The organism is Thauera sp. K11, assembly GCF_002354895.1.
Lineage (GTDB): Bacteria > Pseudomonadota > Gammaproteobacteria > Burkholderiales > Rhodocyclaceae > Thauera > Thauera sinica.
The window spans coordinates 2,444,125-2,464,487 of the sequence record NZ_CP023439.1; the positions used below are offsets into that span (position 1 = coordinate 2,444,125).

The 20,363-nt window shown below is 63.5% G+C and carries 22 protein-coding genes and 3 pseudogenes; 11 read left to right on the plus strand and 14 right to left on the minus strand.

Annotated features, from left to right (window positions below; all coding sequences use genetic code 11):
* Positions 1-124 precede the first annotated feature (124 nt).
* A complete protein-coding gene (locus tag CCZ27_RS10635) occupies positions 125-751 on the plus strand; it encodes a class I SAM-dependent methyltransferase (RefSeq protein ID WP_096448025.1) in 627 nt (208 codons plus the stop codon).
* A gap of 442 nt (positions 752-1,193) precedes the next feature.
* Here CCZ27_RS10635 and CCZ27_RS10640 read toward each other — a convergent pair whose 3' ends face one another.
* The 5 genes and pseudogenes from CCZ27_RS10640 to CCZ27_RS24630 all read right to left on the minus strand — a co-directional run.
* Positions 1,194-3,590: a TOTE conflict system archaeo-eukaryotic primase domain-containing protein gene (locus CCZ27_RS10640; RefSeq protein WP_096452419.1), complete on the minus strand. Its 2,397-nt coding sequence runs from the start codon at positions 3,588-3,590 to the stop codon at positions 1,194-1,196.
* Positions 3,583-3,888, minus strand: coding sequence for a type II toxin-antitoxin system RelE/ParE family toxin (locus tag CCZ27_RS10645; RefSeq protein ID WP_096448027.1), 306 nt, complete (start codon positions 3,886-3,888; stop codon positions 3,583-3,585). Before CCZ27_RS10645 ends, CCZ27_RS10640 begins: the two co-directional genes overlap by 8 nt.
* Complete coding sequence (locus CCZ27_RS10650; RefSeq protein ID WP_157748541.1) at positions 3,885-4,334, minus strand: antitoxin PaaA2 family protein; 450 nt, start codon at positions 4,332-4,334, stop codon at positions 3,885-3,887. The genes CCZ27_RS10645 and CCZ27_RS10650 overlap by 4 nt, the downstream gene beginning before the upstream one ends.
* Positions 4,335-4,440: 106 nt before the next feature.
* The gene (locus tag CCZ27_RS24625; RefSeq protein ID WP_332460901.1) at positions 4,441-4,584 is read right to left on the minus strand and encodes a tyrosine-type recombinase/integrase; all 144 of its coding nucleotides are present in this window, start codon (positions 4,582-4,584) and stop codon (positions 4,441-4,443) included.
* Positions 4,585-4,837: 253 nt separating this feature from the next.
* Positions 4,838-5,050: pseudogene (locus CCZ27_RS24630) on the minus strand (tyrosine-type recombinase/integrase); the annotation flags it as partial.
* Positions 5,051-5,150: 100 nt separating this feature from the next.
* On the opposite strand from CCZ27_RS24630, the gene CCZ27_RS10665 reads away from it, so the two are divergent.
* The 5 genes from CCZ27_RS10665 (at position 5,151) to CCZ27_RS10685 (ending at position 9,472) form a co-directional block, all read left to right on the plus strand.
* Positions 5,151-6,143, plus strand: a complete 993-nt coding sequence (locus tag CCZ27_RS10665; RefSeq protein WP_096448031.1) for an aromatic/alkene monooxygenase hydroxylase subunit beta — start codon at positions 5,151-5,153, stop codon at positions 6,141-6,143.
* A 9-nt stretch (positions 6,144-6,152) separates the two neighbouring features.
* The gene (locus CCZ27_RS10670; RefSeq protein ID WP_096448033.1) at positions 6,153-6,422 is read left to right on the plus strand and encodes an MmoB/DmpM family protein; all 270 of its coding nucleotides are present in this window, start codon (positions 6,153-6,155) and stop codon (positions 6,420-6,422) included.
* Between the two features lie 14 nt (positions 6,423-6,436).
* A complete protein-coding gene (locus CCZ27_RS10675) occupies positions 6,437-7,957 on the plus strand; it encodes a YHS domain-containing protein (RefSeq protein WP_096448035.1) in 1,521 nt (506 codons plus the stop codon).
* An 83-nt stretch (positions 7,958-8,040) separates the two neighbouring features.
* Positions 8,041-8,397: a phenol hydroxylase subunit P4 gene (locus tag CCZ27_RS10680; protein ID WP_096448037.1), complete on the plus strand. Its 357-nt coding sequence runs from the start codon at positions 8,041-8,043 to the stop codon at positions 8,395-8,397.
* Positions 8,398-8,410: 13 nt separating this feature from the next.
* Complete coding sequence (locus CCZ27_RS10685; RefSeq protein WP_096448039.1) at positions 8,411-9,472, plus strand: NADH:ubiquinone reductase (Na(+)-transporting) subunit F; 1,062 nt, start codon at positions 8,411-8,413, stop codon at positions 9,470-9,472.
* A 70-nt stretch (positions 9,473-9,542) separates the two neighbouring features.
* On the opposite strand, the gene CCZ27_RS10690 is transcribed toward CCZ27_RS10685, so the two are convergent.
* Positions 9,543-10,256, minus strand: coding sequence for an NAD(P)H-dependent oxidoreductase (locus CCZ27_RS10690; protein ID WP_096448041.1), 714 nt, complete (start codon positions 10,254-10,256; stop codon positions 9,543-9,545).
* A 44-nt stretch (positions 10,257-10,300) separates the two neighbouring features.
* On the opposite strand from CCZ27_RS10690, the gene CCZ27_RS10695 reads away from it, so the two are divergent.
* The 3 genes and pseudogenes from CCZ27_RS10695 to CCZ27_RS10710 form a co-directional block, all read left to right on the plus strand.
* Complete coding sequence (locus CCZ27_RS10695) at positions 10,301-11,386, plus strand: GlxA family transcriptional regulator (protein WP_232516626.1); 1,086 nt, start codon at positions 10,301-10,303, stop codon at positions 11,384-11,386.
* Between the two features lie 223 nt (positions 11,387-11,609).
* Positions 11,610-13,070, plus strand: a complete 1,461-nt coding sequence (locus tag CCZ27_RS10700; RefSeq protein WP_096448045.1) for a 2-hydroxymuconic semialdehyde dehydrogenase — start codon at positions 11,610-11,612, stop codon at positions 13,068-13,070.
* Between the two features lie 73 nt (positions 13,071-13,143).
* Positions 13,144-13,812: pseudogene (locus tag CCZ27_RS10710) on the plus strand (transposase); the annotation flags it as partial.
* Here CCZ27_RS10710 and CCZ27_RS24735 read toward each other — a convergent pair.
* Positions 13,808-14,386, minus strand: a complete 579-nt coding sequence (locus CCZ27_RS24735; RefSeq protein WP_096448047.1) for a TniQ family protein — start codon at positions 14,384-14,386, stop codon at positions 13,808-13,810. The pseudogene CCZ27_RS10710 and the gene CCZ27_RS24735 overlap by 5 nt on opposite strands.
* Positions 14,387-14,639: 253 nt before the next feature.
* Here CCZ27_RS24735 and CCZ27_RS10720 point away from each other — a divergent pair, with 253 nt between their 5' ends.
* Positions 14,640-15,068, plus strand: coding sequence for an Xre family toxin-antitoxin system antitoxin (locus tag CCZ27_RS10720; RefSeq protein WP_096448049.1), 429 nt, complete (start codon positions 14,640-14,642; stop codon positions 15,066-15,068).
* Positions 15,069-15,220: 152 nt separating this feature from the next.
* On the plus strand, positions 15,221-15,421 hold the full coding sequence (locus CCZ27_RS24820; protein WP_503660838.1) for a hypothetical protein: 201 nt from the start codon (positions 15,221-15,223) through the stop codon (positions 15,419-15,421).
* Between the two features lie 527 nt (positions 15,422-15,948).
* On the opposite strand, the pseudogene CCZ27_RS24825 reads toward CCZ27_RS24820, so the two are convergent.
* From CCZ27_RS24825 to CCZ27_RS10760, 7 genes and pseudogenes are all read right to left on the minus strand, one after another.
* Positions 15,949-16,143, minus strand: a pseudogene (locus CCZ27_RS24825) (TOTE conflict system archaeo-eukaryotic primase domain-containing protein); the annotation flags it as partial.
* Between the two features lie 289 nt (positions 16,144-16,432).
* The gene (locus tag CCZ27_RS10735; RefSeq protein WP_004252905.1) at positions 16,433-16,747 is read right to left on the minus strand and encodes a 2Fe-2S iron-sulfur cluster binding domain-containing protein; all 315 of its coding nucleotides are present in this window, start codon (positions 16,745-16,747) and stop codon (positions 16,433-16,435) included.
* Between the two features lie 60 nt (positions 16,748-16,807).
* Positions 16,808-17,242: a tautomerase family protein gene (locus CCZ27_RS10740; RefSeq protein ID WP_096448051.1), complete on the minus strand. Its 435-nt coding sequence runs from the start codon at positions 17,240-17,242 to the stop codon at positions 16,808-16,810.
* 59 nt (positions 17,243-17,301) lie between these two features.
* A complete protein-coding gene (locus tag CCZ27_RS10745) occupies positions 17,302-18,063 on the minus strand; it encodes an SDR family NAD(P)-dependent oxidoreductase (RefSeq protein ID WP_096448053.1) in 762 nt (253 codons plus the stop codon).
* A gap of 79 nt (positions 18,064-18,142) precedes the next feature.
* Complete coding sequence (gene dmpG, locus CCZ27_RS10750) at positions 18,143-19,201, minus strand: 4-hydroxy-2-oxovalerate aldolase (protein ID WP_096448055.1); 1,059 nt, start codon at positions 19,199-19,201, stop codon at positions 18,143-18,145.
* Positions 19,201-20,115, minus strand: a complete 915-nt coding sequence (locus CCZ27_RS10755; protein WP_096448057.1) for an acetaldehyde dehydrogenase (acetylating) — start codon at positions 20,113-20,115, stop codon at positions 19,201-19,203. The genes dmpG and CCZ27_RS10755 overlap by 1 nt, the downstream gene beginning before the upstream one ends.
* Complete coding sequence (locus CCZ27_RS10760; RefSeq protein WP_385961808.1) at positions 20,112-20,357, minus strand: tautomerase family protein; 246 nt, start codon at positions 20,355-20,357, stop codon at positions 20,112-20,114. Before CCZ27_RS10760 ends, CCZ27_RS10755 begins: the two co-directional genes overlap by 4 nt.
* Positions 20,358-20,363: the final 6 nt, after the last annotated feature.

Below are 20,363 nucleotides of genomic sequence, written 5' to 3' on the forward strand. Positions count from 1 at the left end.
TGGTGCTCAACGAGCAGCGACTCCTGGCTTGAGAGCGCATCCTGTAACGGTCTGAACTCGATGAGAGACCATTGTGGGTGACCGGTGTTCCGGATCAGGACGAAGCCTTATGAAATAATACGGCATGCCACTGAGTTCCGAAGACCTGCAAAACATTGCCACACGCACCCTGGCGCACTACGAACAGCACGCCCAGAGCTACTGGGAAGGCACGCGCGACCACGATGTCAGCCAGAACATCGCGGCGCTCCTGAAGCACATTCCCGGGTCACCGCCCTTTGATCTGCTGGATTTCGGCTGCGGGCCCGGGCGCGACCTGCACACCTTCAAGGCGCTGGGCCATCGCGCCGTAGGCTTGGAGGGCGCGCCCAGCGCGGCGGCGCTGGCGCGCGCCCACAGCGGCTGCGAGGTGCTGGAGCAGAGCTTCATGCACCTCGAGCTGCCCGCCCAGCGCTACGACGGTGTATTTGCCAATGCCGTGCTGTTCCACGTGCCCAGTCAGCTACTGCCGCAGGTGCTGCGACAACTACAGACCTGCCTGCGGCCGGGCGGGGTGCTGTTCAGCTCCAACCCGCGCGGCGATGGCCAGGAGGGCTGGAACGGTGAGCGTTACGGCGCATTTCACGACTGGCCAACGTGGCGTGCCTTGGTGATGGCCGCCGGCTTCGACGAGTTGGAACACTTCTACCGTCCGTCGGGCCTACCCATCGAGCAACAGCCCTGGCTGGCGAGCGTGTGGCGCAAGCGCTGAGCCCAGGCCCCACGGCACTGCGCATCTGCTGTGCTCGCCACTGCCGGTAGTGCAGCCGAGGCCTGCCTTCGTGTGGTGGCCGAGGTGGTACCTGCCTACGGCTACTCTAATCGTCCCTGAAATATTCATTTCAAGCGGCGAACGGTAGCTTTCGATCCCGAACGTCGGCAACGGGGTCGGGTCCGGCTGTAGCCTGACGTTCCAAGCGGTCATTGGGGTCAATAGCCAGGGCCTCGTGTTCTCAGCAATTAAAGTCGAAAACTCAGGAGCCTGATTTTCCTGGGTTTCAAGACGATCAGATCCGTCGCTACCCCGGGCTAAAGTCGAAAACTGCTCGGCGACCGTTTTCGCAGCGCTTCGACGGCATCAGCCGCACCTCCGCTCCAACTTCGAAGCCCGGGAGTCGCGTCACGATCTCGCTGCGAACCGAACTGCGGGGTCGCTACTCACATGGTCTCTTCGGGTTCGATCGCTCGTCAACGAACGACGCCTGATCCCCACCGATCTTGTATCCCATCGCCCTATAGCCACGCTGGCGCTTGTCCCACATCCGGAGCAGCGCCGGGTGGTCCGTGTCGACGAAATCTATGATCCGCACGTTAGTCTTACTCGCGTGCTCCCTGTGCAGACGCCCCGCGTACTGCTGCAGCGTGCCCTTCCAGGAGACGGGCATGGCCAGCACCAATGTATCGAGTGGCGGGTGATCGAAGCCTTCACCGACGAGTTTACCGGTTGCCAGCAGGATTCGAGGTGCATCAGGCAACAGCTCTTCCAGATCAGCCAGTATCCCGGCTCGCTGTTTCTTCGACATACGGCCGTGCAACACGTACGGCACCGGGATCAGATCCCCCAGAGCGGCCTTGATCGAGTCAAGGTGCTCGGTACGCTCAGTCAGGACGAGCACCTTACGACCCTGCTCATAAACACTCTTGACCTCTTCTGCGATGGCCTTGGTCCGTGCGTGGTCGTTGGCGAGATGCCGGAACACGTCCTGGATACCCGCTTCGGCTGGCAGATCAATCTTTGCAGACCGGGTGCGCGGCACCACTTCCAGATCGTGAGGCGCACCGGCCGGCGTAGCCGCCGTGTATCGGATCGGCCCACACTGCATGAAAATGATCGGTTGCAAACCGTCGCGACGAATCGGTGTCGCCGTCAGGCCCAGTACGTACCTGGCCTTTGTCCGCTTCAAGATGGCGTCGAAAGACACCGCGCCGACGTGATGGCATTCATCCACGATCACCTGGCCATAGTTTTCCACCAAGGGATTGACTTCACCTTGGCGCGAGAGGGACTGCATCACCGCGATGTCGATCTTGCCGGTAGGCTTCGTCTTACCGCCACCGATCGTGCCAACCACGCCTTTGCCAACGCCCAAGAAGGCCTGCAAACGTTCCTGCCATTGCTTGAGCAGTTCAGTTCGATGAACCAGGACCAAGGTGTTCACGCCCCGGCGCGCAATCATCGCTGCGGCAGTCACCGTCTTGCCGAAGGCTGTGGGAGCACACAGCACGCCCGTGTCGTGATGCAGCATTACAGAAGCGGCCGCTTCCTGGTCCAGGCGCAGGGTGCCGGCAAAGGACACTTCAAGCGGCTCGCCACCGAAGCGCTCGTCGCACAGCTCACAGGAGATACCGTTTTCCCGCAGCAAGTCCAGCGCGGCCTCGATGCAGCCCCGGGGTAAGGCGATGTGTTGAGGATAGTTCTCCGCATTGCCGACCACACGCGGCTTGTTCCATACGGACATGCGCATGGCCTGGGCCTTGTAGAACTCCGGATTCTGGAAGGCTGCCAGACGGATCAGGCGGTTGGCCAGGGCTTGCGGCAGTTGCGACTTCTCAAAATAGACGAGGTTGGCCAGCGTCACGGTCAGAGACTTGGGCATCGGCCCTTGCAACTGTCTGGTCGACGTGCTTTCGCGCTTCCAAGGCGTGGCCAGGTTTTCATCGTCGATGAAAGTGACGTCCAGCGGATGTGCACCACCTGTGGCCCGCAACAAGATCGGCTCAATGTCCTGTGCGGCCATTGGCTGGATGGACGCGAGAAATGCCCACTGATCCGGATACGGCCGCAGCTCGGCATCAACGAACACACTGCATCCCCGCTCGCGAGGCCACTTCTGCAACGGCAAGGCGATCAGATTGCCGAAGCCACCCTTGGGCATCGTGTCCTGGTTCGGAAACAGCCGATCATAGGACTCCAGCCTTAGTTGACGAGTCCGCGAACAGGTATGGCTGATGATAGCCGTGCCCAAGCGCCGGGCATCACGGGCAGAAACGCGATTGGCAAAGAATACCCACGCATGCGCACCTTTGCCTGATCGCGAGATTTCCAGAGCGGCCGGAACACCCAACTCCTCGCACGACTGCATGAAGGCGCGCGCGTCGTCACGCCAATCCGCCTCGTCAAAATCGACCGCAAGAAAACAGCACGTGTCATCCTCCAGGAGAGGATAGACACCGACCGTATGCTCGCCAGCAAGATGGTCGTAGATCACCGCATCGGAGAGCGGGATCAGCAGGCGGTTGTTGCAATCGCCACATTTGATGCGCGGCTTGTCGCAAACTCCAGCGCGCCACTCGTTGGCACAGGCCGGGGCGTAGCCCGCCTTGCCCGACGCTTTCCCTTCCCAGCGGACCGGATAGACATCTGTGCGCCCGCGAAAAAGGCGGCGGAACAGCGCGATTTTCGCCGTGGTGGAAAGTTTCGCAGTCTCCGGCTCTCGAGCTACCACGGCGGTCGACTGAGGCAGCCTCCACTCGATGCCATGCGCGTCTAGCAACGCGATCAGGCGAGCGTTCTCCGACTGGAGGGCGGCAAGAGCAGACGAATCACCCATCGACCCCATACTCGGGCGGCGGCCACTGTTGCGCAGCATGAAGAACGCGCATCACGGCCACGGTGCCGCCCTCGTCCTCGATGCGATAGACCATGACATAGCTTGGGCGGACGACGATTTCACGGGTACCGGCTATCCGCCCAAGTCGGTACAAGGTTGGCCGCTGCCGGGCGAGTTCGGCCTTTTCTTCGAATGCGTCATCCAACTCGATCGCAGCGACCGGGTTATCCGCCCCGATGTAGTCAATGATGGCCTCGCGGTCGGCCATGGCCATCGGCCGCCAGACGAGCTTCGTCATTGGGCGCGCCGTCGAAGCGCAGTCTTCCGGTTCGCGAAGCGGGCGCGAGCCTCGTCGTCGGAAATGCTCGGCCGGGGATCGTCGATGCTCGCCTGCACCTGCTCGCGGAACCACGCATCATAGGCAGCGGCCTCATGGGCGCGCTTCATGCGTTCGGAGGCATCCTGCCGCGGTCGGCGGCTGGCGTCGCCATCGCTGTAGTGGGTGGCGTCGAGCAGGTCGACGCGAACGATGTGCAGCTCGTTGCGCAGATAGTCCATGCAGGTATCCAGGCTGCGCCACATCCTGGGCTTGTCGGTGCGTTGGGTGCCGAGCAGTTTCTCTACCTTGCCCAGCTTGAGCATGACCGACCACCCGCCGGGTCGGCCGATGATGGAAGCGCCATGGATCGCACTAGCCTCGACCATGCGTCGCGCCATCGCGCTGTCGATTGTTTGCGTGCTCATCTGTTAGGCCCCTCTGCAGGCTGGCAAAATTCTGGATCGCGTTGCATTTTACTAGACATAAATACACTCAAACAATAGTTAAAAAGCATCTCCCGAGGTGGCATCTTCACCGCCACAGCTGCTCGAACGGCGCCGGGTTGGTTGCCGCGTGGCGCACGGTGTGCTGGATGCTGCGATGCCCCAGGTAGTCCTGGACGAGCCGGGTGCGGACACCCTGCTCGTCGAGCGCGTAGCAGCGAGCGTGGCGCAGCCTGCGGGGTGCGCCTCGAGGGACAGCTCAGCCAGTTCGCCGTAACGCCGGATCGCGACTCATGCGGTCCGGCGGTTGAGCGGCTGTCGCCGCTCAGAGACGAAGGACGTGTCGCCTGGCGGCGCACGGCGCACCCGCTCGGTGAGCCAGGCCTTGTTGGCCCGCAGATCGTCGCCGTGAAGCGGGTTCGGATCGTGGACAGCCCCTTCTTAAGTCGGGCCACGTGCAGCACCCGACTCTGGCGATCAACCTGGTGCAACTTCAGCGCACAGGCCTCGGACACCCGTAGCCCGTGGCGGAACATCAAGAGGATGAGGCAGCTGTCGCGCAGCTCCGTGCGGCTGCGTCGGGTGGCCGTGATCAGGCGCTTGACCTCGCGCGCCGCGAAGTGTTTGCGGTCGGAATTCTGCGCGACCAACGCGGTGGAGTTTCTTGCATCCCCAGACACGAATGCGGGCGACGGCACACCCGACGACTGGAACTGGCGTCTCGCAGACGCGACCCAGACCCGCTTCCGCTAAGCAAAATCGTGCTCCGCCGGCGGTGGAGCACCACAGGAGACACACATGCAAATCGACCTTCGCACGGTCAGCATCGAACCGCAGCGCAACACCTTCGACCATCTCGCCCGACGTTTCGGAGACAAGCCCGCGTCGCGTTATCAGGAGGGCAGCTACGACATCCAGGCGGCCGAGAACCTGCACTACCTGCCTACCTGGGATCCCGAGCAGCAACTCTACGACCCGAGCATCAGCAAGATCATCATGCAGGACTGGTACGCGCTGAAGGATCCGCGCCAGTTCTACTACAGCACCTATACGCTGGCGCGTGCGCGCCAGCAGGACACCGCCGAGTCCAATTTCGAGTTCGTGGAATCGCACGGTCTGGGCGAGATGCTGCCGCCCGAGCTGCGCGACGTTGCGCTGAAGCTGCTGGTGCCGCTGCGCCACGCCGCATGGGGCGCCAACCAGAACAACACCTTCATCTGCGGCTACGGCTTCGGTACCACCTTCACCCAGCCGTGCATGTACCACGCCATGGACAACCTCGGCGTTGCCCAGTACCTGTCGCGCCTGGGCATGCTGCTCGGCGATCTCGCGGCGCTCGATGCCGGCAAGGAAGCGTGGTTGAACGATGCAGTGTGGCAGCCGCTGCGCCGCTACGTTGAAGACAGCATGATGGTGCGCGATCCGTTCGAGCTGTTCGTGGCGCAGAATGTCGCCCTCGATGGGCTGCTGTACCCGCTGGTCTATGAACGCATCGTCGATGACTTCCTGTCAGCGAAAGGAGCGTCGGCGGTCGCGATGCTCACGCAGTTCATGAGCGATTGGGCTGTCGAAACGCGCAAGTGGATCGACGCGGTGCTGAAGGTCGCGGCAGCGGAGTCGGAGCACAACCGCGAGGTGCTGCAGGGCTGGGTCGCGTCCTGGAGCAGTCGTGCCGCGTCGGCGCTGTTGCCGATCGTCGAACTGGCGCTCGGTGCGGACGCGGACGAGGCGGTCGGCGAACAGCTCGCGGTGTTCAAGGCGCGCATCCAGAAAACCGGCATCGCGCTCTGAGGAACCCTTATGTCCACCGTATTCATTGCCCTTCAGACCAACGAAGAAACCCGTCCGATCATCGAGGCGATCCAGATCGACAACCCGCACGCGGTTGTTAACCGCCAGCCGGCGATGGTCAAGATCGACGCGCCCAACCGGTTGGTCATCCGGCGCGAAACCATCGAGGAGCAAATCGGCCGCGAATATGACCTGCAGGAACTGCAGATCAACCTGATCACCCTGTCGGGCAACGTGAGCGAAGACGACGACACGTTCACCCTGACCTGGAATAGCTGAGCGAGGACAACACCATGGATATGAAAGTCGCGAAGAAGAAGCTGGGCCTGAAGGAACGCTACCGTGTGCTCACGCGTGACCTGGGCTGGGAGCCCACCTATCACAGCAAGGACGCGCTGTTTCCCTATGTGAACTACGAGGGCATCAAGGTCCACGACTGGGACAAGTGGGAAGACCCCTTCCGCCTGACCATGGACGCCTACTGGAAGTACCAGGCAGAAAAGGAGCGCAAGTTCTACGCCATCATCGACGCGCACGCGCAGAACAACGGCCATCTCAACCTAACCGACGCACGCTACCTGTCGGCGCTGAAGATCTTCCTGCAGGCGATCAGCCCGGGCGAATACGCCGCGCACAAGGGCTTCGCCCGTGCCGGCCGCGAGTTCCCCGGTGTCGGCACGCAGGTGGCCTGCCAGATGCAGGCAATCGACGAGATCCGCCACGCCCAGACGCAGATTCACGCCTTGTCGAACTACAACAAGTATTACGACGGCTTCCACGCCTTCGCCGATCAGCGCGACCGTATCTGGTACACCTCGGTGGCGCGTTCGTTCTTCGACGACGCGATGTCCGCCGGGCCGTTCGAGTTCATGATCGCGATCGGCTTCTCGTTCGAGTACGTGCTGACCAACCTGCTGTTCGTGCCCTTCATGTCGGGCGCGGCCTACAACGGCGACATGGCGACCGTGACCTTCGGCTTCTCGGCGCAGTCGGACGAGGCGCGCCACATGACGCTGGGCCTAGAGTGCATCAAGTTCATGCTCGAGCAGGATCCGGGCAACGTGCCCATCGTGCAGGCCTGGATCGACAAGTGGTTCTGGCGCGGCTTCCGCGTGCTCGGCCTGGTCAGCACGATGATGGACTACATGCTGCCCAAGCGCGTGAAGTCGTGGCGCGAGGCGTGGAACATCTACGGTGACGAGAACGGCACCGCGCTGTTCAACGACCTCGCCCGTTACGGCATTCGTCCGCCCAAGGGCTGGGCCGACGCCGAGAAGGCGGTCGACCACATGTCGCACCAGTTCATGCTCGGCCTGTACCAGTGGAGCTTCGGCACCTCGTTCCACAGCTGGATCCCGTCCGACGACGACCTCGACTGGCTGTCGAAGAAGTATCCGACCACCTTCGACAAGTACTACCGCCCGCGCTGGGAGCACATCAAGAAGCTCGCCGCAGCCGGCACCCAGTACAAGAACTACGGGCTGCCCAAGCTGTGCCAGTGCTGCCAGCTGCCCACCGTGTTCACCGAGCCCGACGATCCGACCCTGATCTGCCACCGCGAGGCGGAATACAAGGGCGAGCGCTACCATTTCTGCTCCGATGGCTGCCAGAGCATCTTCGAGAACGAGCCCGAGAAGTACATCCAGGCCTGGTTGCCGATGCCGCAGCTGCACCAGGACCCGATCCGGGGCGACCTCGGCGCGTGGATGGACTGGGTCAACCTCAAGGATGGTCACGACAACGGCGACTACGTCGGCTCTAACGACCAGCGCAACTTCGACGCCTGGCGTGGCCTGGCGACTACAAACGAATAAGCCCGAAGGACAGCGCGGCGGTGACGGGGCAGGGATGGTCGCCGCCGCGACTACTCGAAAATCGAACGCAAAGGAGAATCAGGATGGCAGTAGTAGCCTTGAAGGAATACGTCGGCGTCTCGCGCGACCGCGTCGAGAATTTCCATGGCAAGCAACTCGTTTACGTGGCGTGGGACTACCACATGTTGTTCGCCGCACCGTTCATGTTCTGCGTCGAGCCGCAGATGAAGCTCGGCGAGCTCGTCCGCGGCCCGCTGAGCGCCCTGATGCAGCCCGATCCAGATGCGGCTGCGGTCGACTGGGGCAAGGTAGAGTGGCTGAAGCTTGGCCAGCCGTGGACCCCGGACTTCGAGCGCAGCCTCGAAGAGAACGGTATTGGCCACAAGGAACAGCTGCGTTTCCGCACCCCGGGCCTAAACACGCTGCGCGACGCGGCTTAAGGGAGAAGGGCAGATGAGCTACGAGCTGACCATCGAGCCACTGGGTCAGACGATCGAGATCGAGGATGGCCAGACCATCCTCGACGCGGCCCTGCGTGCCGGGATTTATCTCCCGCACGCGTGCTGCCACGGCCTGTGCGCGACCTGCAAGGTGCAGGTCGTCGATGGCGAGGTGGAGCACGGCCCGGTGTCGAGCTTCGCCCTGATGGATTTCGAGCGCGACGAGCAGAAGTGCCTTGCGTGCTGCGCTACCGCGCAGAGCGACCTTGTGATCGAGGCCGACATCGAGGACGATCCCGACGCCGAGAACCTGCCGGTGCGGGATTTCGACGGCGTGGTAACCCGCATCGAGACCCTGACGCCGACCATCAAGGGCGTCTGGATCAAGCTCGATGAGCCGGCGGGAATCCGGTTCCAGGCCGGACAGTACGTCAATCTAGAACTGCCGGACGGGATCGGCAGCCGGGCGTTCTCGATCGCCAGTGCGCCTTCGCAGGCGGGTGACATCGAACTCAACATCCGCATCGTGCCGGGCGGCCAGGGCACCGGCTATGTGCACGAGCGGATGAAGGTGGGCGAGCGAACCCGCGTTTCGGGACCCTACGGGCGCTTCTTCGTCAAGAAGTCGGCGCGGGTGCCGGTGATCTTCATGGCCGGCGGATCCGGCCTGTCGAGCCCGCGCTCGATGATCCTCGACCTGCTCGGCGAGGGCTTCGAGCTGCCGATCACGCTGGTCTATGGCCAGCGGACGCGTGAGGAGCTCTACTACCACGAGGAGTTCCTCGCGCTGGCGGAAGCCCACCCCAACTTCCGCTACGTGCCGGCGCTATCGCACGAGCCAGAGGCTTCGGACTGGCGGGGCTTTCGCGGTTTCGTGCATGAAGCGGCAAAGAGCGCCTTCGACAACGACTTCCGCGGTCACAAGGCCTACCTGTGCGGTCCGCCGCTCATGATCGACGCCTGCATCAGTACCCTGATGCAGGGCCGGCTGTTCGAGCGCGACATCTACACCGAGAAGTTCCTGTCGGCGGCTGACGCCCAGCAAGTGCGCAGCCCGCTGTTCAAGGCGATCTAACTGTGCGACAGAAATGGAATCGGGGGCGCAAGCCCCCGTTTCCGTTCTTACCGTGCCGCCGTGACGCGTATCAGGAGGCGGCCACCACCTTCGGCTGCAGCCGATCGTCGAAATCGTCCAGCGACGGAAACGCGAGGGGCGCGCGCTGTTCGAGCGTCAGCAGGTGCGCGCGATACTGTTCCAGGCAGTCCCGGCGCGCCTCGGCGCTGATGTAGGGCACGTGGAAGGCGACGAAGGGCGGCAGGACGGTCAGGCCGACATAGCCGAGCATGCCGCGCTGAATGGGCTGCAGCAGCACCTCGAGTTCGCCATGTACCGCGCCCGGGCCGAACATGTGTGCCTGGCCGCCGAGCGAAAACGCGAGCATCGCCTTCTTGCCCCTGAGGCCGCCGCGATCGTAGATGCGGGTACCGCCGTAGCAGTAGCCGGAGACGAACACGCGGTCGATCCAGCCCTTCATGATCGCCGGCATGCTGTACCAGTAGATCGGGAAGTTGAAGATGACGAGATCGGCCCATTTGATCTTCTCGAGTTCGGCGGCGATGTCGGGCGCGAACGTGCCGCTGGCGAAGGCATGGCGCTGCTCGAGTGCGTACACAAGGTGGTCGGTGTTGGCGCGATCACGGAAGTCGTCGGCGCTCGCGACCGGGTTGAATTTCATCTCGTACAGGTCGGAGACGAGGACTTCGTGCCCCTCGCCCTGCAGCACCTCGACCGCGAGATTCATCATCGAGGTGTTGAAGGACTTGGGTTCGTTGTGGGCATGCACGATCAGGGCATTCATGGACGGCTCCGAAGCGATGGAAGATGACCCCACTGTAGAGTGGCGTGCGCAGCGCCCGTACTGGCGATAATGACGATCTTTGTGCGGATACTGCCAACATGAGGATGCCGCCCCGGCGCGCCGCGATTCTCGCCCTCGACGGCTGCTACGCCTCCAGTCTCGCGGGCTTCGCCGACGTGTTGCAGGTCGCCAATGCCCACCTGCACCGCCACCAGCGCATGAGCGGCGTTGCTTTGGCCAGACCGTTCGCCTGGCAGTTCGTCGCACGCGACGGCAGGCCGGTGACCGCCTGCAACGGTCTGACGCTCGGTGTCGATTCGGCGCTTGCCGATGAAGCGTTCGACCTCGTTTTCATTCCTGGGCTGTATTACGCAGGGCGCGCCGCATTCGAGCGCCTGCTGGATGCATCCGCGCCGCATCGCGAGTGGTTGCGCGCCCAATGGCAAGGCGGCGCAATGCTGGCGGCCAACTGCACCGGCACCTTCGTGCTCGCAGAGACCGGCTTGCTGCGGGGCAGGACAGCCACGACGACGTGGTGGCTGGAACGGCTATTCCGCGCTCGCTTTCCGAGTATCGACTTGCAACTGCGGGCGATGGTGACCGAAGCGGATCGTCTGTGCTGTGCGGGCGCGTCGGCCTCTTACCTGTTGCAGGCGGTGCGCATGGTGGAGCACTTCTGCGGGCCGGGCGTCGCCGGGCTGACGGCGAAGACGATGCTGATCGACACCAGCCAGACGACCCAACTGCCCTTCCTGCCGCTGCAGGCGGAAACTGAACATGGGGACCCGATGGTCGCGCGCGCCCAGGACTGGCTGCAGAAGCACCTTGCGGAACCGGTCAGGCTGCCGGCGCTGGCGGCCGCGCTCGCAGTCAGCGAACGCACGCTGATCCGGCGCTTCGGCAGCGTGCTCGGCACGACGCCACTCGCCTACCTCCAGAAGCTGCGCGTGGACACCGCCCGGATGCTCCTTGAGCGCCACGACAGGCTCGGCATCGAGGAAATCGCCGCCCTCGTCGGCTACCTCAACGGTAGCTCCTTCACGCGGCTGTTCCGCGCCCAGGTGGGGATGACGCCGGCGGCCTATCGCAGCCGGTTTGCATCGGCAGGCGCCGGCTGGCGAGCGTCATAAGCCTTCCGCGGGGGGAAGAGGCACACGTCGCGGGATGCGCGGCGGCTTCTGATACCTCTAGAGTATGGAGAACAAAGATCGAAAGTATTAGATGGTATCTCTCGATCTTCCTAGACTGTGATCTGTACTTCGCGACCTGCCCGTGTCGCACGACGACCGGCGGTGAGCGCCGGTTGCAAACGCCGGTTTCGGCTGCACCGAGTCAACCAGGAGGGGGAGATCCATGCGTTCCATCCAGAACTTCATCAACGGCGAATTCGTCGCCGCCGAGAGTGGCAAGCGTTTCGACAAGCGTTCGCCGCTCGACAACCGCGTCATCGCGTCGATCGCCGAGGCTGGCCGCCCCGAGGTGGATGCCGCGGTCAAGGCCGCGCGCGCCGCGCTGACGGGCGAGTGGGGCGGGCTGAGCACCGACCAGCGCGTCGAGCTGCTGTATGGCGTAGCCAACGAGATCACGCGCCGCTTTGACGACTTCGTCGAGGCCGAAATGGCCGACACCGGCCAGCCGCATCACGTGATGACGCATGCCTTTATCCCGCGCGGTGCGGCCAACTTCAAGGTGTTCGCCGACGTCGTCAAGAACGTGCCGAGCGAATCCTTCCAGACCCCGACGCCGGATGGCCGCGGTGCGCTGAACTATTCGATCCGCGTGCCCAAGGGCGTGGTCGGCGTGATCTCGCCCTGGAATGCGCCCTTCCTGCTGATGACGTGGAAGGTCGGTCCGGCGCTAGCCTGTGGCAACACCGTGGTGGTCAAGCCGTCGGAGGAAACCCCGCTGACGACTACGCTGCTCGGCGAGGTGATGAACGCGGTCGGCGTGCCGAAAGGCGTGTTCAACGTCATCCACGGTTTCGGGCCGGACTCGGCGGGCGAATTCCTGACCCAGCACCGCGGTGTGGACGCCATCACCTTCACCGGCGAGACCACCACCGGAACGGCCATCATGCAGGCGGCGGCGAAGGGGATGCGCGACGTGTCCTTCGAGCTGGGCGGCAAGAATGCCGGCATCGTGTTCGCCGACTGCGATTTCGACGCCGCGGTGGACGGCATCTTCCGTTCGTCCTTCCTCAACTCGGGGCAGGTCTGCCTGGGTACCGAGCGCGTGTACGTCGAACGGCCGATCTTCGAGCGCTTCGTGCAGGCGCTGAAGGCGAAGGCCGAAGGCGTGAAGTTCGGCCGTCCGGACGACCGTGCATCCAATTACGGCCCGCTCATCAGCCAGGAACACCGCCAGAAGGTCCTTTCCTACTACCGCAAGGCTGTGGAAGAGGGCGCCACCGTGGTGACCGGTGGCGGCGTGCCCGACGTGCCGGCCGACCTGGCCGACGGCGCCTGGGTGCAACCGACGATCTGGACCGGTCTGCCGGAAACCGCCACCGTCGTGCGCGAGGAAATCTTCGGGCCGTGCTGCCACATCCGTCCGTTCGACCACGAGAACGAGGTGGTGGCGCTGGCCAACGACAACGAATACGGGTTGTCGACCACGATCTGGACGACGAACCTGTCCCGTGCCCACCGCGTCGCGGCGCGTGTGGAGGTCGGCATCACCTGGATCAACAGCTGGTTCCTGCGCGACCTGCGCACCGCCTTCGGCGGCTCCAAGCAATCGGGCATCGGCCGCGAGGGCGGCGTTCATTCGCTGGAGTTCTACACCGAGACCCGCAACATCTGCGTCAAGCTCTGAGAGTCTGTGAGGATTTCCGATAAATGCTTTTGGTATAATTCTTGCGTCCCGGCCACGATCTCGTAACCCTGCCATGAAAGCTCACGCACGCGTGATTTTGCCCAACCGCACCCAGATGGAGTTTCGCGCCAGCGATCTCGAGTCGCTGCTGCCGGAAGGTCATCGGGCGCGGCTGGTGTGGTCGTATGTGGCCGGGCAGGATCTGGGGCGCTTCTATGAGCGGATCCGGGTGCGTGAGGGCGGGGTTGGTCGGGCGGCGATTGCGCCGGAGATTCTGTTGTAGCTGTGGCTTTACGCGACGCTCGACGGGGTGGGCAGCGCGCGCGAGGTGGCGCGCCTGACCGATGCGCATGATGCGTACCGTTGGCTGTGCGGCGGGGTGCAGGTCAATTACCACACGCTGTCGGACTTTCGGAAGGATCACGGCGAGGCGCTCGACGAGTTGCTCAGCGCCAATGTGGCAACGCTCATTGCCGCCGGGGTGGTGAAGCTGCGCCAGGTGGCGCATGACGGCATGCGGGTGCGGGCTAGTGCGGGGGCGGGATCGTTCCGGCGCGAGGACAAGCTCGAGGGCTACCTGGAGGCGGCCCGCGAGCGGGTCGAGCAACTCAAGGCCGAGCTCGAAGCCGACCCGGGCAAGGCCAATCGGGCTCGTCAGGCGGCACGGCTGCGCGCGGCCCGCGAGCGCGAGGCCCGTGTAGCCGAGGCGCTGGCGCGCTTGCCCGAACTCGAAGCGATCAAGCCGTGGACTTCAGCCTGCTCTCGCGGAGAAAGACGCCGTGATCGCGACACCACCACACGCCTGGATGTTGATGCCTCGTGTGCCAGTAGGCCCACCCGTACTCCTGGACGTCTCGCGACATACAGGCGACACAGGCCTTGAGCGGATGATTTGCGCGAAACCTGCTGGTGAGCAATCCCATTCGAAACTTGAGATGCGCGATATTCCCACTGACCATGTCCTCCACGGCGGCCTGCTCGGCACGCTCGGACATGAAGTGCCGGTAGAAAGCCAGAAGAGTCCGCTCGCGGGCGAGCGCGTCTGCATCGCCCAGGAGCCCTTCGGTACGCGCGACAAAGTCTCCAAGGTGACCAGGCAGATCGTGCTGCGTGCCGCGACGACGGTCACCAAAGAGCAACGAGGCCGTTCGACCAGCGTCCTGTGCCCCCCAAAGACCATGGATGCGGCTGACAAGACTGAATAGGGTCTCGCCAGGAAGCCAATCGAGGATCGGGGCTCGCGGAAAAAGGTCTGCCTGCTCGCTCATCATTCGATCGCCCAACGCAAGCCCTGACAGTGCCGAGCACCCGACCATTCAGGGCTCTCGCCACGACGCCCCTTGGACGACGTGCAGGCCGCACTCCCGTCAAGAGAGCCCTAATGCCAGGCACCTCTGCCGACAATTCGCCATGAAGGTTTAGGATCGAACCGCAGACAGGCGCGTCCGCACGTGCCACCCGTCAACCGAAGTTCATTAGATTACGGCAAGCTCTCCGTCTGGAGGAGAGGGCATCATTCCCACCACACCCCGCTGCATCAGCAAGTCAAACCAGAGGCACGCACCCGAGATGTTTCTTGTCACCCCTGAGCAGATCGGCGCGGTCATGGCACTCGAGCCTACGCCACGCTCTTTCGCCGAACTCGACGAGCAGGTGGCGCACGGCTTGCCGAGTGCGGCACTAAAAGCCCTCATTGAACGCGTCAGCCTGAGACCCGACGAGCGCAACGCTCTGCTGCATCGCATCGTCCCTAAGTCTACGCTCGTGCGACGCAGCGCCCACCTGAGCTCCGGGGAATCCGAAAAAACTGAGCGTCTGGCACGCGCTTTCGCAACCGCGCTTCACGTCTGGGCCTCGGACGAAGAGGCGCGTGCGTTCATGCACGCGCCACACCCGATGCTGCGCGATTGCACGCCTATTGACGTCGCGTTGACCGAGTTGGGCGCTCGACGGGTCGAGGAGTTGCTGTGGCAGTTGTTCTACGGCGTGTCCGCGTGAGTGCCAAGTCAATCACTGAAGCTCGAAGCCATTCCGAAGCCCCTCTATTGAAGGACACTCAGGTCACAGTGCAGGATGACGCCACCCGTGCGACCTGGACGCTGCCCTATGCAGCGATCGAACTCCCTGCCAACAGCCGCGCCGCGCCTCAGGTGCCAACAGCCAAGCCCGCCCAACGCCCCACCCGCGAAGACTTCCGCGTCGGCGACCGCGTCAGCTTCGAGGACCGCCACTTGCAGACGCGCATCGGCACCATCGTGCGCATCAACCAGAAAACGGCCAGCGTCGATTGCGAAAACGAGCCCGGCTGGCGCGTGTCGTTCGGACTGCTCAGGCACGTCGTCGACCTCTGAAGCCCTCGGCACCGCCGGGGGACGGGGTTGCTCGGACGGTTACGCATTACAGAAGCGGCCGCTTCCTGGTCCAGGCGCAGGGTGCCGGCAAAGGACACTTCAAGCGGCTCGCCACCGAAGCGCTCGTCGCGCAGCTCACAGGAGATACCGTTTTCCCGCAGCAAGTCCAGCGCGGCCTCGATGCAGCCCCGGGGTAAGGCGATGTGTTGCGGATAGTTTTCCGCATTGCCGACCACACGCGGCTTGTCCCATACGGACATGCGCATGGCCTGGGCCTTGTAGAACTCCGGATTCTGGAAGGCTGCCAGACGGATCAGGCGGTTGGCCAGGGCTTGCGGCAGCTGCGACTTCTCAAAATAGACGAGGTTTGCAAGCGTCACCGTCAGGGACTTGGGCATCGGCCCTTGCAACTGTCTGGTCGACGTGCTTTCGCGCTTCCAGGGCGTGGCCAGATCTTCATCGTCGATGAAAGTGACGTCCAGCGGATGTGCACCACCTGTGGCCCGCAAGACGATCGGCTCGATGTCCTGTGCGGCCATTGGCTGGATGGACGCGAGAAATGCCCACTGATCCGGATACGGCCGCAGCTCGGCATCAACGAACACACTGCATCCCCGCTCGCGAGGCCACTTCTGCAACGGCAAGGCGATCAGATTGCCGAAGCCACCCTTGGGCATCGTGTCCTGGTTCGGAAACAGCCGATCATAGGACTCAAGCCTTAGTTGACTTTGACGATATTGGCCGCCTCACCCCGCTGTAACGCCTCGTATCCGCTTCCTGTTCGTCAGGCCAGCGCTTTGCCTTCGGCTTCCTCCAGATTCGCAGTTACCCGCGACACCCTTGCCGTTCGGCTAACTCTTCCCCTTGCCGGGCGAGTAGAGGACTTTCACCTCCAAGTGAGTGCGCCCTGCCGGGCGCACCAAAAAAGAACCCCGGAACGCTTTCGTTCCGGGGCAACGTTACCGCCGACGCAGGAGCAGGAGATGCGCCATCGGCGGACGATCAACGTTGTTACCCGCCAAGCTTACCGCACACCCCTTTCTGCATCTTGCCAACGACGCTGAGCACCAGATCGCTCTCAGGCAGGACGCGGCACGCCAGTACGACACCACCCGCCTGCTCGTCGACACTGACATGCTGCCTGCTCATGGCGCGGCAATGATACTGCCCCGCGGTGATGTGTACCTTGCACACGCCGCATCCACCACCGCGGCAACCCAAGGGAATGCCGCGCCGTCCCAGACGCGCCATCCCTTCCAGCACCGATTCGTCATCGCTGCAGTGGTAGTGCTCTCCCGTATCCGCAATCAGGATGTCGTGTCGCATGAAAGCTCACCGATGTTCACTGAGGCCATCCACCAATCTTCGGCTTGAACGCTGCGGCACTCATGAGACCACGCCGCTGGAGGCGCGCTCCGCCCTCGCGCGAACTTCGTCAGCTCTCAGCACACTGGCAGGCCTGCCGCCAATCGCCCAATCCTCGGGGGGCACCCGGGTGCAGCTCCCGCGCACGAGTTCGCGGTCGACACCCAGCACATCGACGAGGATGTCGGTAAACCCGGCGAGCAGTCTCTGCCGTTCTTCGAGCGGCCTGCCCTCCAGAACGATGAAATCGAAGACCGGCGCATGCAGGCTGTTCTCGCTGACCAGTTCTCCGGCCACCAGAAAGCGTTGCGGCGCGTGGTGCGTGATGAAGGCACGAACCCGATCCACGGGCGCCCGCAGTACCTCGCAATAGAGTCGCGAGGCCGATTTGAGCAAAGCCGCCTCCTGCTCGGGCGTAGCCCTGCCTTCCACCAAGTGAAAATTGACAACAGGCATCGTTTTTTCTCCTCCGTTCGAGCCGACGCAATCGACCGGCTTCGCATCATCACCGCGCGTCAGGGCAATCCGTGCCTGCGCCCCGCGTCGAGCATCAAGGTTCCGCCGGTCATGGCATCCGCTTCGGGGTCGAGCAACATCGCTGCCGCCCAGGCGACCTGCCCCGGCGTCGTGAATGCGCCAATGGAGGACTCGGCCCGCATCTGCGCCAACACCTCTTCGACCGCCACGCCCAGCAAGGCGGCTCGGTCCGCCGCAACGCGATGCAGCCGTTCGGTTTCGGCAGGCCCCGGTGCGATCAGGTGCGCAGTAACGCCCCTCGGCCCACAGGCAAGACTGAGCTGTCGCATCAGGTTCACCAGCGCAGCGTTGGCAATGCCCGCAGCCGCCGCATAGGCGGTCGGCTCGAAGCCGTAATGCCCGCCGATCGCCACGAGGCGCGAGCCCTTCACGAGCCGCTGATCGACAGCGCGCGCCAGCCTCAGCATGCCTCCGACCTTGATGTTGACCGCCTCAACGACGGCAGCCGTCGGCGCGGACAGGATCCCGCCGGCAACGGCCACGCCGGGTCCATGCACCACCATCCGCACAGGGCGGTCGAGCGTACGGGCGATGCGCTCGATCGCGTCGTCCGACGCAATGTCCGCGACGCAGGTCCGCACTCGATCATCCTGGGCTGCAAGGCCTTCCAGCGCCGCCGCCGTCCGAGACACCGCGATGACGCCAAGCTGTCGCTCACGAAGGCGCGCGACAATCTCCTGTCCGAACGCCCCTGTCGCGCCAACGACGACCGCCAATTCCGAACAATTCTCGAAGCTCATGCCTGGTTCCACCTTGCGTCGTATCGATCCAGTCTCCCCCTCGGCCCCGGCGCGCCCTAGCACCGAGGGGCAAGCGGTCTCAAGCGGCTGCGCCGTCCTTGATCAGCCCGCGCTCCTTGGCCATGGTCATGGCGGTATCCATGATCATGTCTTCCTGGCCGCCAATCATCTTCTTGCGCCCAAGCTCGACCAGAATGTCGCGCGCCGGCACGCCAGTACGCTCGGCTGCACGCTTGGAGTGGAGCAGGAAGGTGGAATACACGCCGGCGAAACCCAGCGTCAGCGACTCGCGATCGACGCGTACCAGGTGATCCATCATCGGCACGATGATGTCTTCAGCGGCGTCCATCAGCTTGAACAGATCGACGCCGGTCTCCATGCCCATGCGTTCGCACACCGCCGCGAACACCTCGAGCGGCGTGTTGCCCGCACCAGCACCCAGCCCGGCCACCGAGCCATCGATACGCGTTGCGCCCGCCTCGATCGCGGCAATCGAATTGGCGATGCCCATGCCCAGGTTGTGGTGGCCATGAAAGCCGATCTCGGTCTCGGGCTTGAGCACTTCACGCAAGGCACTCACGCGCGCTCGAACATCGTCCGGCAGCATGTAGCCCGCAGAGTCGGTCACATACACGGTATGCGCGCCATAGGACTCCATCAGCTTGCCTTGTGCCGCAATGCCTGCCGCATCGTTCAGATGCGCCATCATCAGGAAACCCGTGGTGTCCATGCCGAGCTTGCGTGCGAAGGCGATGTGCTGCGGCGAGGTGTCGGCCTCGGTGCAGTGTGTCGCCACATGCACGCTGCGCGCGCCGGCATCGTAGGCGGCCTGCAGCTCCTTCATCGTGCCCAGCCCCGGAATCAGCAGCACGGAGACCTTGGCCTGCTTCATCTTCGAGGCGACTGCAGAGATATACGCCTCGTTGCTCGCCAGCGCGAAGCCATGCTGGAGCGAGTTGCCGCCCAGGCCTGCGCCATGGGTAACCTGAATATAGGGGATACCGGCGTCATCCAGCGCGGTGGCGACCTTCACCATCTGCTCGACGCTGATCTGCTCGCGCTTGGCATGCATGCCATCGCGCAGACACATGTCGTGCAGGATGACCTTGCGGCCCTTCAGAGCGTTCGTTGCGGTCATCACGCAGCCTCCGTCGCTTTCAACTTGATTTTCCCGGCCAGGATTTCCTCGGCGAACATCTCTGCGGTACGCGTCGCTGCCGCGGTCATGATGTCGAGGTTGCCGGCGTATTTCGGCAGGTAATCGCCCAACCCGGCCACTTCCATGAACACTGAAACCTTGTTGCCTTCGTAGATCGGACCATTGACCAGCCTGTAGCCCGGCACGTACTTCTGCACCTCGCCGATCATCTTCAGGATCGACTCCGTGATGCGCGCATGATCCGGCTCGTCCTCGGTCAGGCAGTAGATCGTGTTGCGCATGATGAGCGGCGGCTCGGCCGGATTGATGATGGCCAGCGCCTTCCCCTTTTTCGCCCCGCCGACCACCTGGATCGCGTTCGAGGTGGTGTAGGTGAATTCATCCAGATTGGCGCGCGTGCCGGGCCCCACCGACTTCGACGCCAGGCTGGCGACGATCTCGGCGTATTCGACACCCTGCACGCTCGAAACCGCATACACGATGGGGATCGTGGCTTGGCCCGCGCAGGAGATCATGTTCACGTTCATCTCGACGCGGTCGGCGTGCTCGCGCAAATTCACCGGCGGAACGCACAGGGGGCCGATGGCCGCCGGTGTGAGATCGATCATCATCACGCCCAGCTCGTTCAGCTTGCGGCTATTCTCGGCATGCACGTAGGCGCTGGTGGCGTCGAAGGCAATCTGGATGTTGTCATCCAGGACGTGGGGCAGCAGCCCATCCACGCCATCTGCGGTGGTCTTCAGTCCCATCTCGCGTGCCCGCGCCAGACCCTCGGAGTTGGGATCGATACCCACCATCCAAACCGGCTCGAGCACTGGGCTACGCTTGATCTTGTACATGAGGTCGGTGCCGATGTTTCCGGAACCGATCAAGGCACATCGAATCTTCTTCATGGTTTCTGCTCCTGCAATGCGGCGCGACGCTGTCGCTCGGCGCGTTCCGCCATCGTGATTCCGGCCACGAAGAACTCTTCGCCGCCGTGCTCGGTAATGAGCATTCTCACGGTCTCCGGACTGCATTCCAGGCTGCGCGCCACCGCCTCGGTGACCGCAGCGGCGACCTTGCGCTTTTGCTCACCCGTGCGGCCCTGCATCATGTGCATTTCAATGATTGGCATGTGTTGTCTCCGACTCAGTCCTGA

Coding starts and splice junctions, on each gene's coding strand:
- CCZ27_RS10635 (WP_096448025.1), top strand. CDS start 125: ATGCCACTGAGTTCCGAAGACCTGCAAAACATTGCCACACGCACCCTG.
- CCZ27_RS10640 (WP_096452419.1), bottom strand. CDS start 3,590: ATGGGTGATTCGTCTGCTCTTGCCGCCCTCCAGTCGGAGAACGCTCGC.
- CCZ27_RS10645 (WP_096448027.1), bottom strand. CDS start 3,888: ATGACGAAGCTCGTCTGGCGGCCGATGGCCATGGCCGACCGCGAGGCC.
- CCZ27_RS10650 (WP_157748541.1), bottom strand. CDS start 4,334: ATGAGCACGCAAACAATCGACAGCGCGATGGCGCGACGCATGGTCGAG.
- CCZ27_RS10665 (WP_096448031.1), top strand. CDS start 5,151: ATGCAAATCGACCTTCGCACGGTCAGCATCGAACCGCAGCGCAACACC.
- CCZ27_RS10670 (WP_096448033.1), top strand. CDS start 6,153: ATGTCCACCGTATTCATTGCCCTTCAGACCAACGAAGAAACCCGTCCG.
- CCZ27_RS10675 (WP_096448035.1), top strand. CDS start 6,437: ATGGATATGAAAGTCGCGAAGAAGAAGCTGGGCCTGAAGGAACGCTAC.
- CCZ27_RS10680 (WP_096448037.1), top strand. CDS start 8,041: ATGGCAGTAGTAGCCTTGAAGGAATACGTCGGCGTCTCGCGCGACCGC.
- CCZ27_RS10685 (WP_096448039.1), top strand. CDS start 8,411: ATGAGCTACGAGCTGACCATCGAGCCACTGGGTCAGACGATCGAGATC.
- CCZ27_RS10690 (WP_096448041.1), bottom strand. CDS start 10,256: ATGAATGCCCTGATCGTGCATGCCCACAACGAACCCAAGTCCTTCAAC.
- CCZ27_RS10700 (WP_096448045.1), top strand. CDS start 11,610: ATGCGTTCCATCCAGAACTTCATCAACGGCGAATTCGTCGCCGCCGAG.
- CCZ27_RS24735 (WP_096448047.1), bottom strand. CDS start 14,386: ATGGTCGGGTGCTCGGCACTGTCAGGGCTTGCGTTGGGCGATCGAATG.
- CCZ27_RS10720 (WP_096448049.1), top strand. CDS start 14,640: ATGTTTCTTGTCACCCCTGAGCAGATCGGCGCGGTCATGGCACTCGAG.
- CCZ27_RS10735 (WP_004252905.1), bottom strand. CDS start 16,747: ATGCGACACGACATCCTGATTGCGGATACGGGAGAGCACTACCACTGC.
- CCZ27_RS10740 (WP_096448051.1), bottom strand. CDS start 17,242: ATGCCTGTTGTCAATTTTCACTTGGTGGAAGGCAGGGCTACGCCCGAG.
- CCZ27_RS10745 (WP_096448053.1), bottom strand. CDS start 18,063: ATGAGCTTCGAGAATTGTTCGGAATTGGCGGTCGTCGTTGGCGCGACA.
- dmpG (WP_096448055.1), bottom strand. CDS start 19,201: ATGACCGCAACGAACGCTCTGAAGGGCCGCAAGGTCATCCTGCACGAC.
- CCZ27_RS10755 (WP_096448057.1), bottom strand. CDS start 20,115: ATGAAGAAGATTCGATGTGCCTTGATCGGTTCCGGAAACATCGGCACC.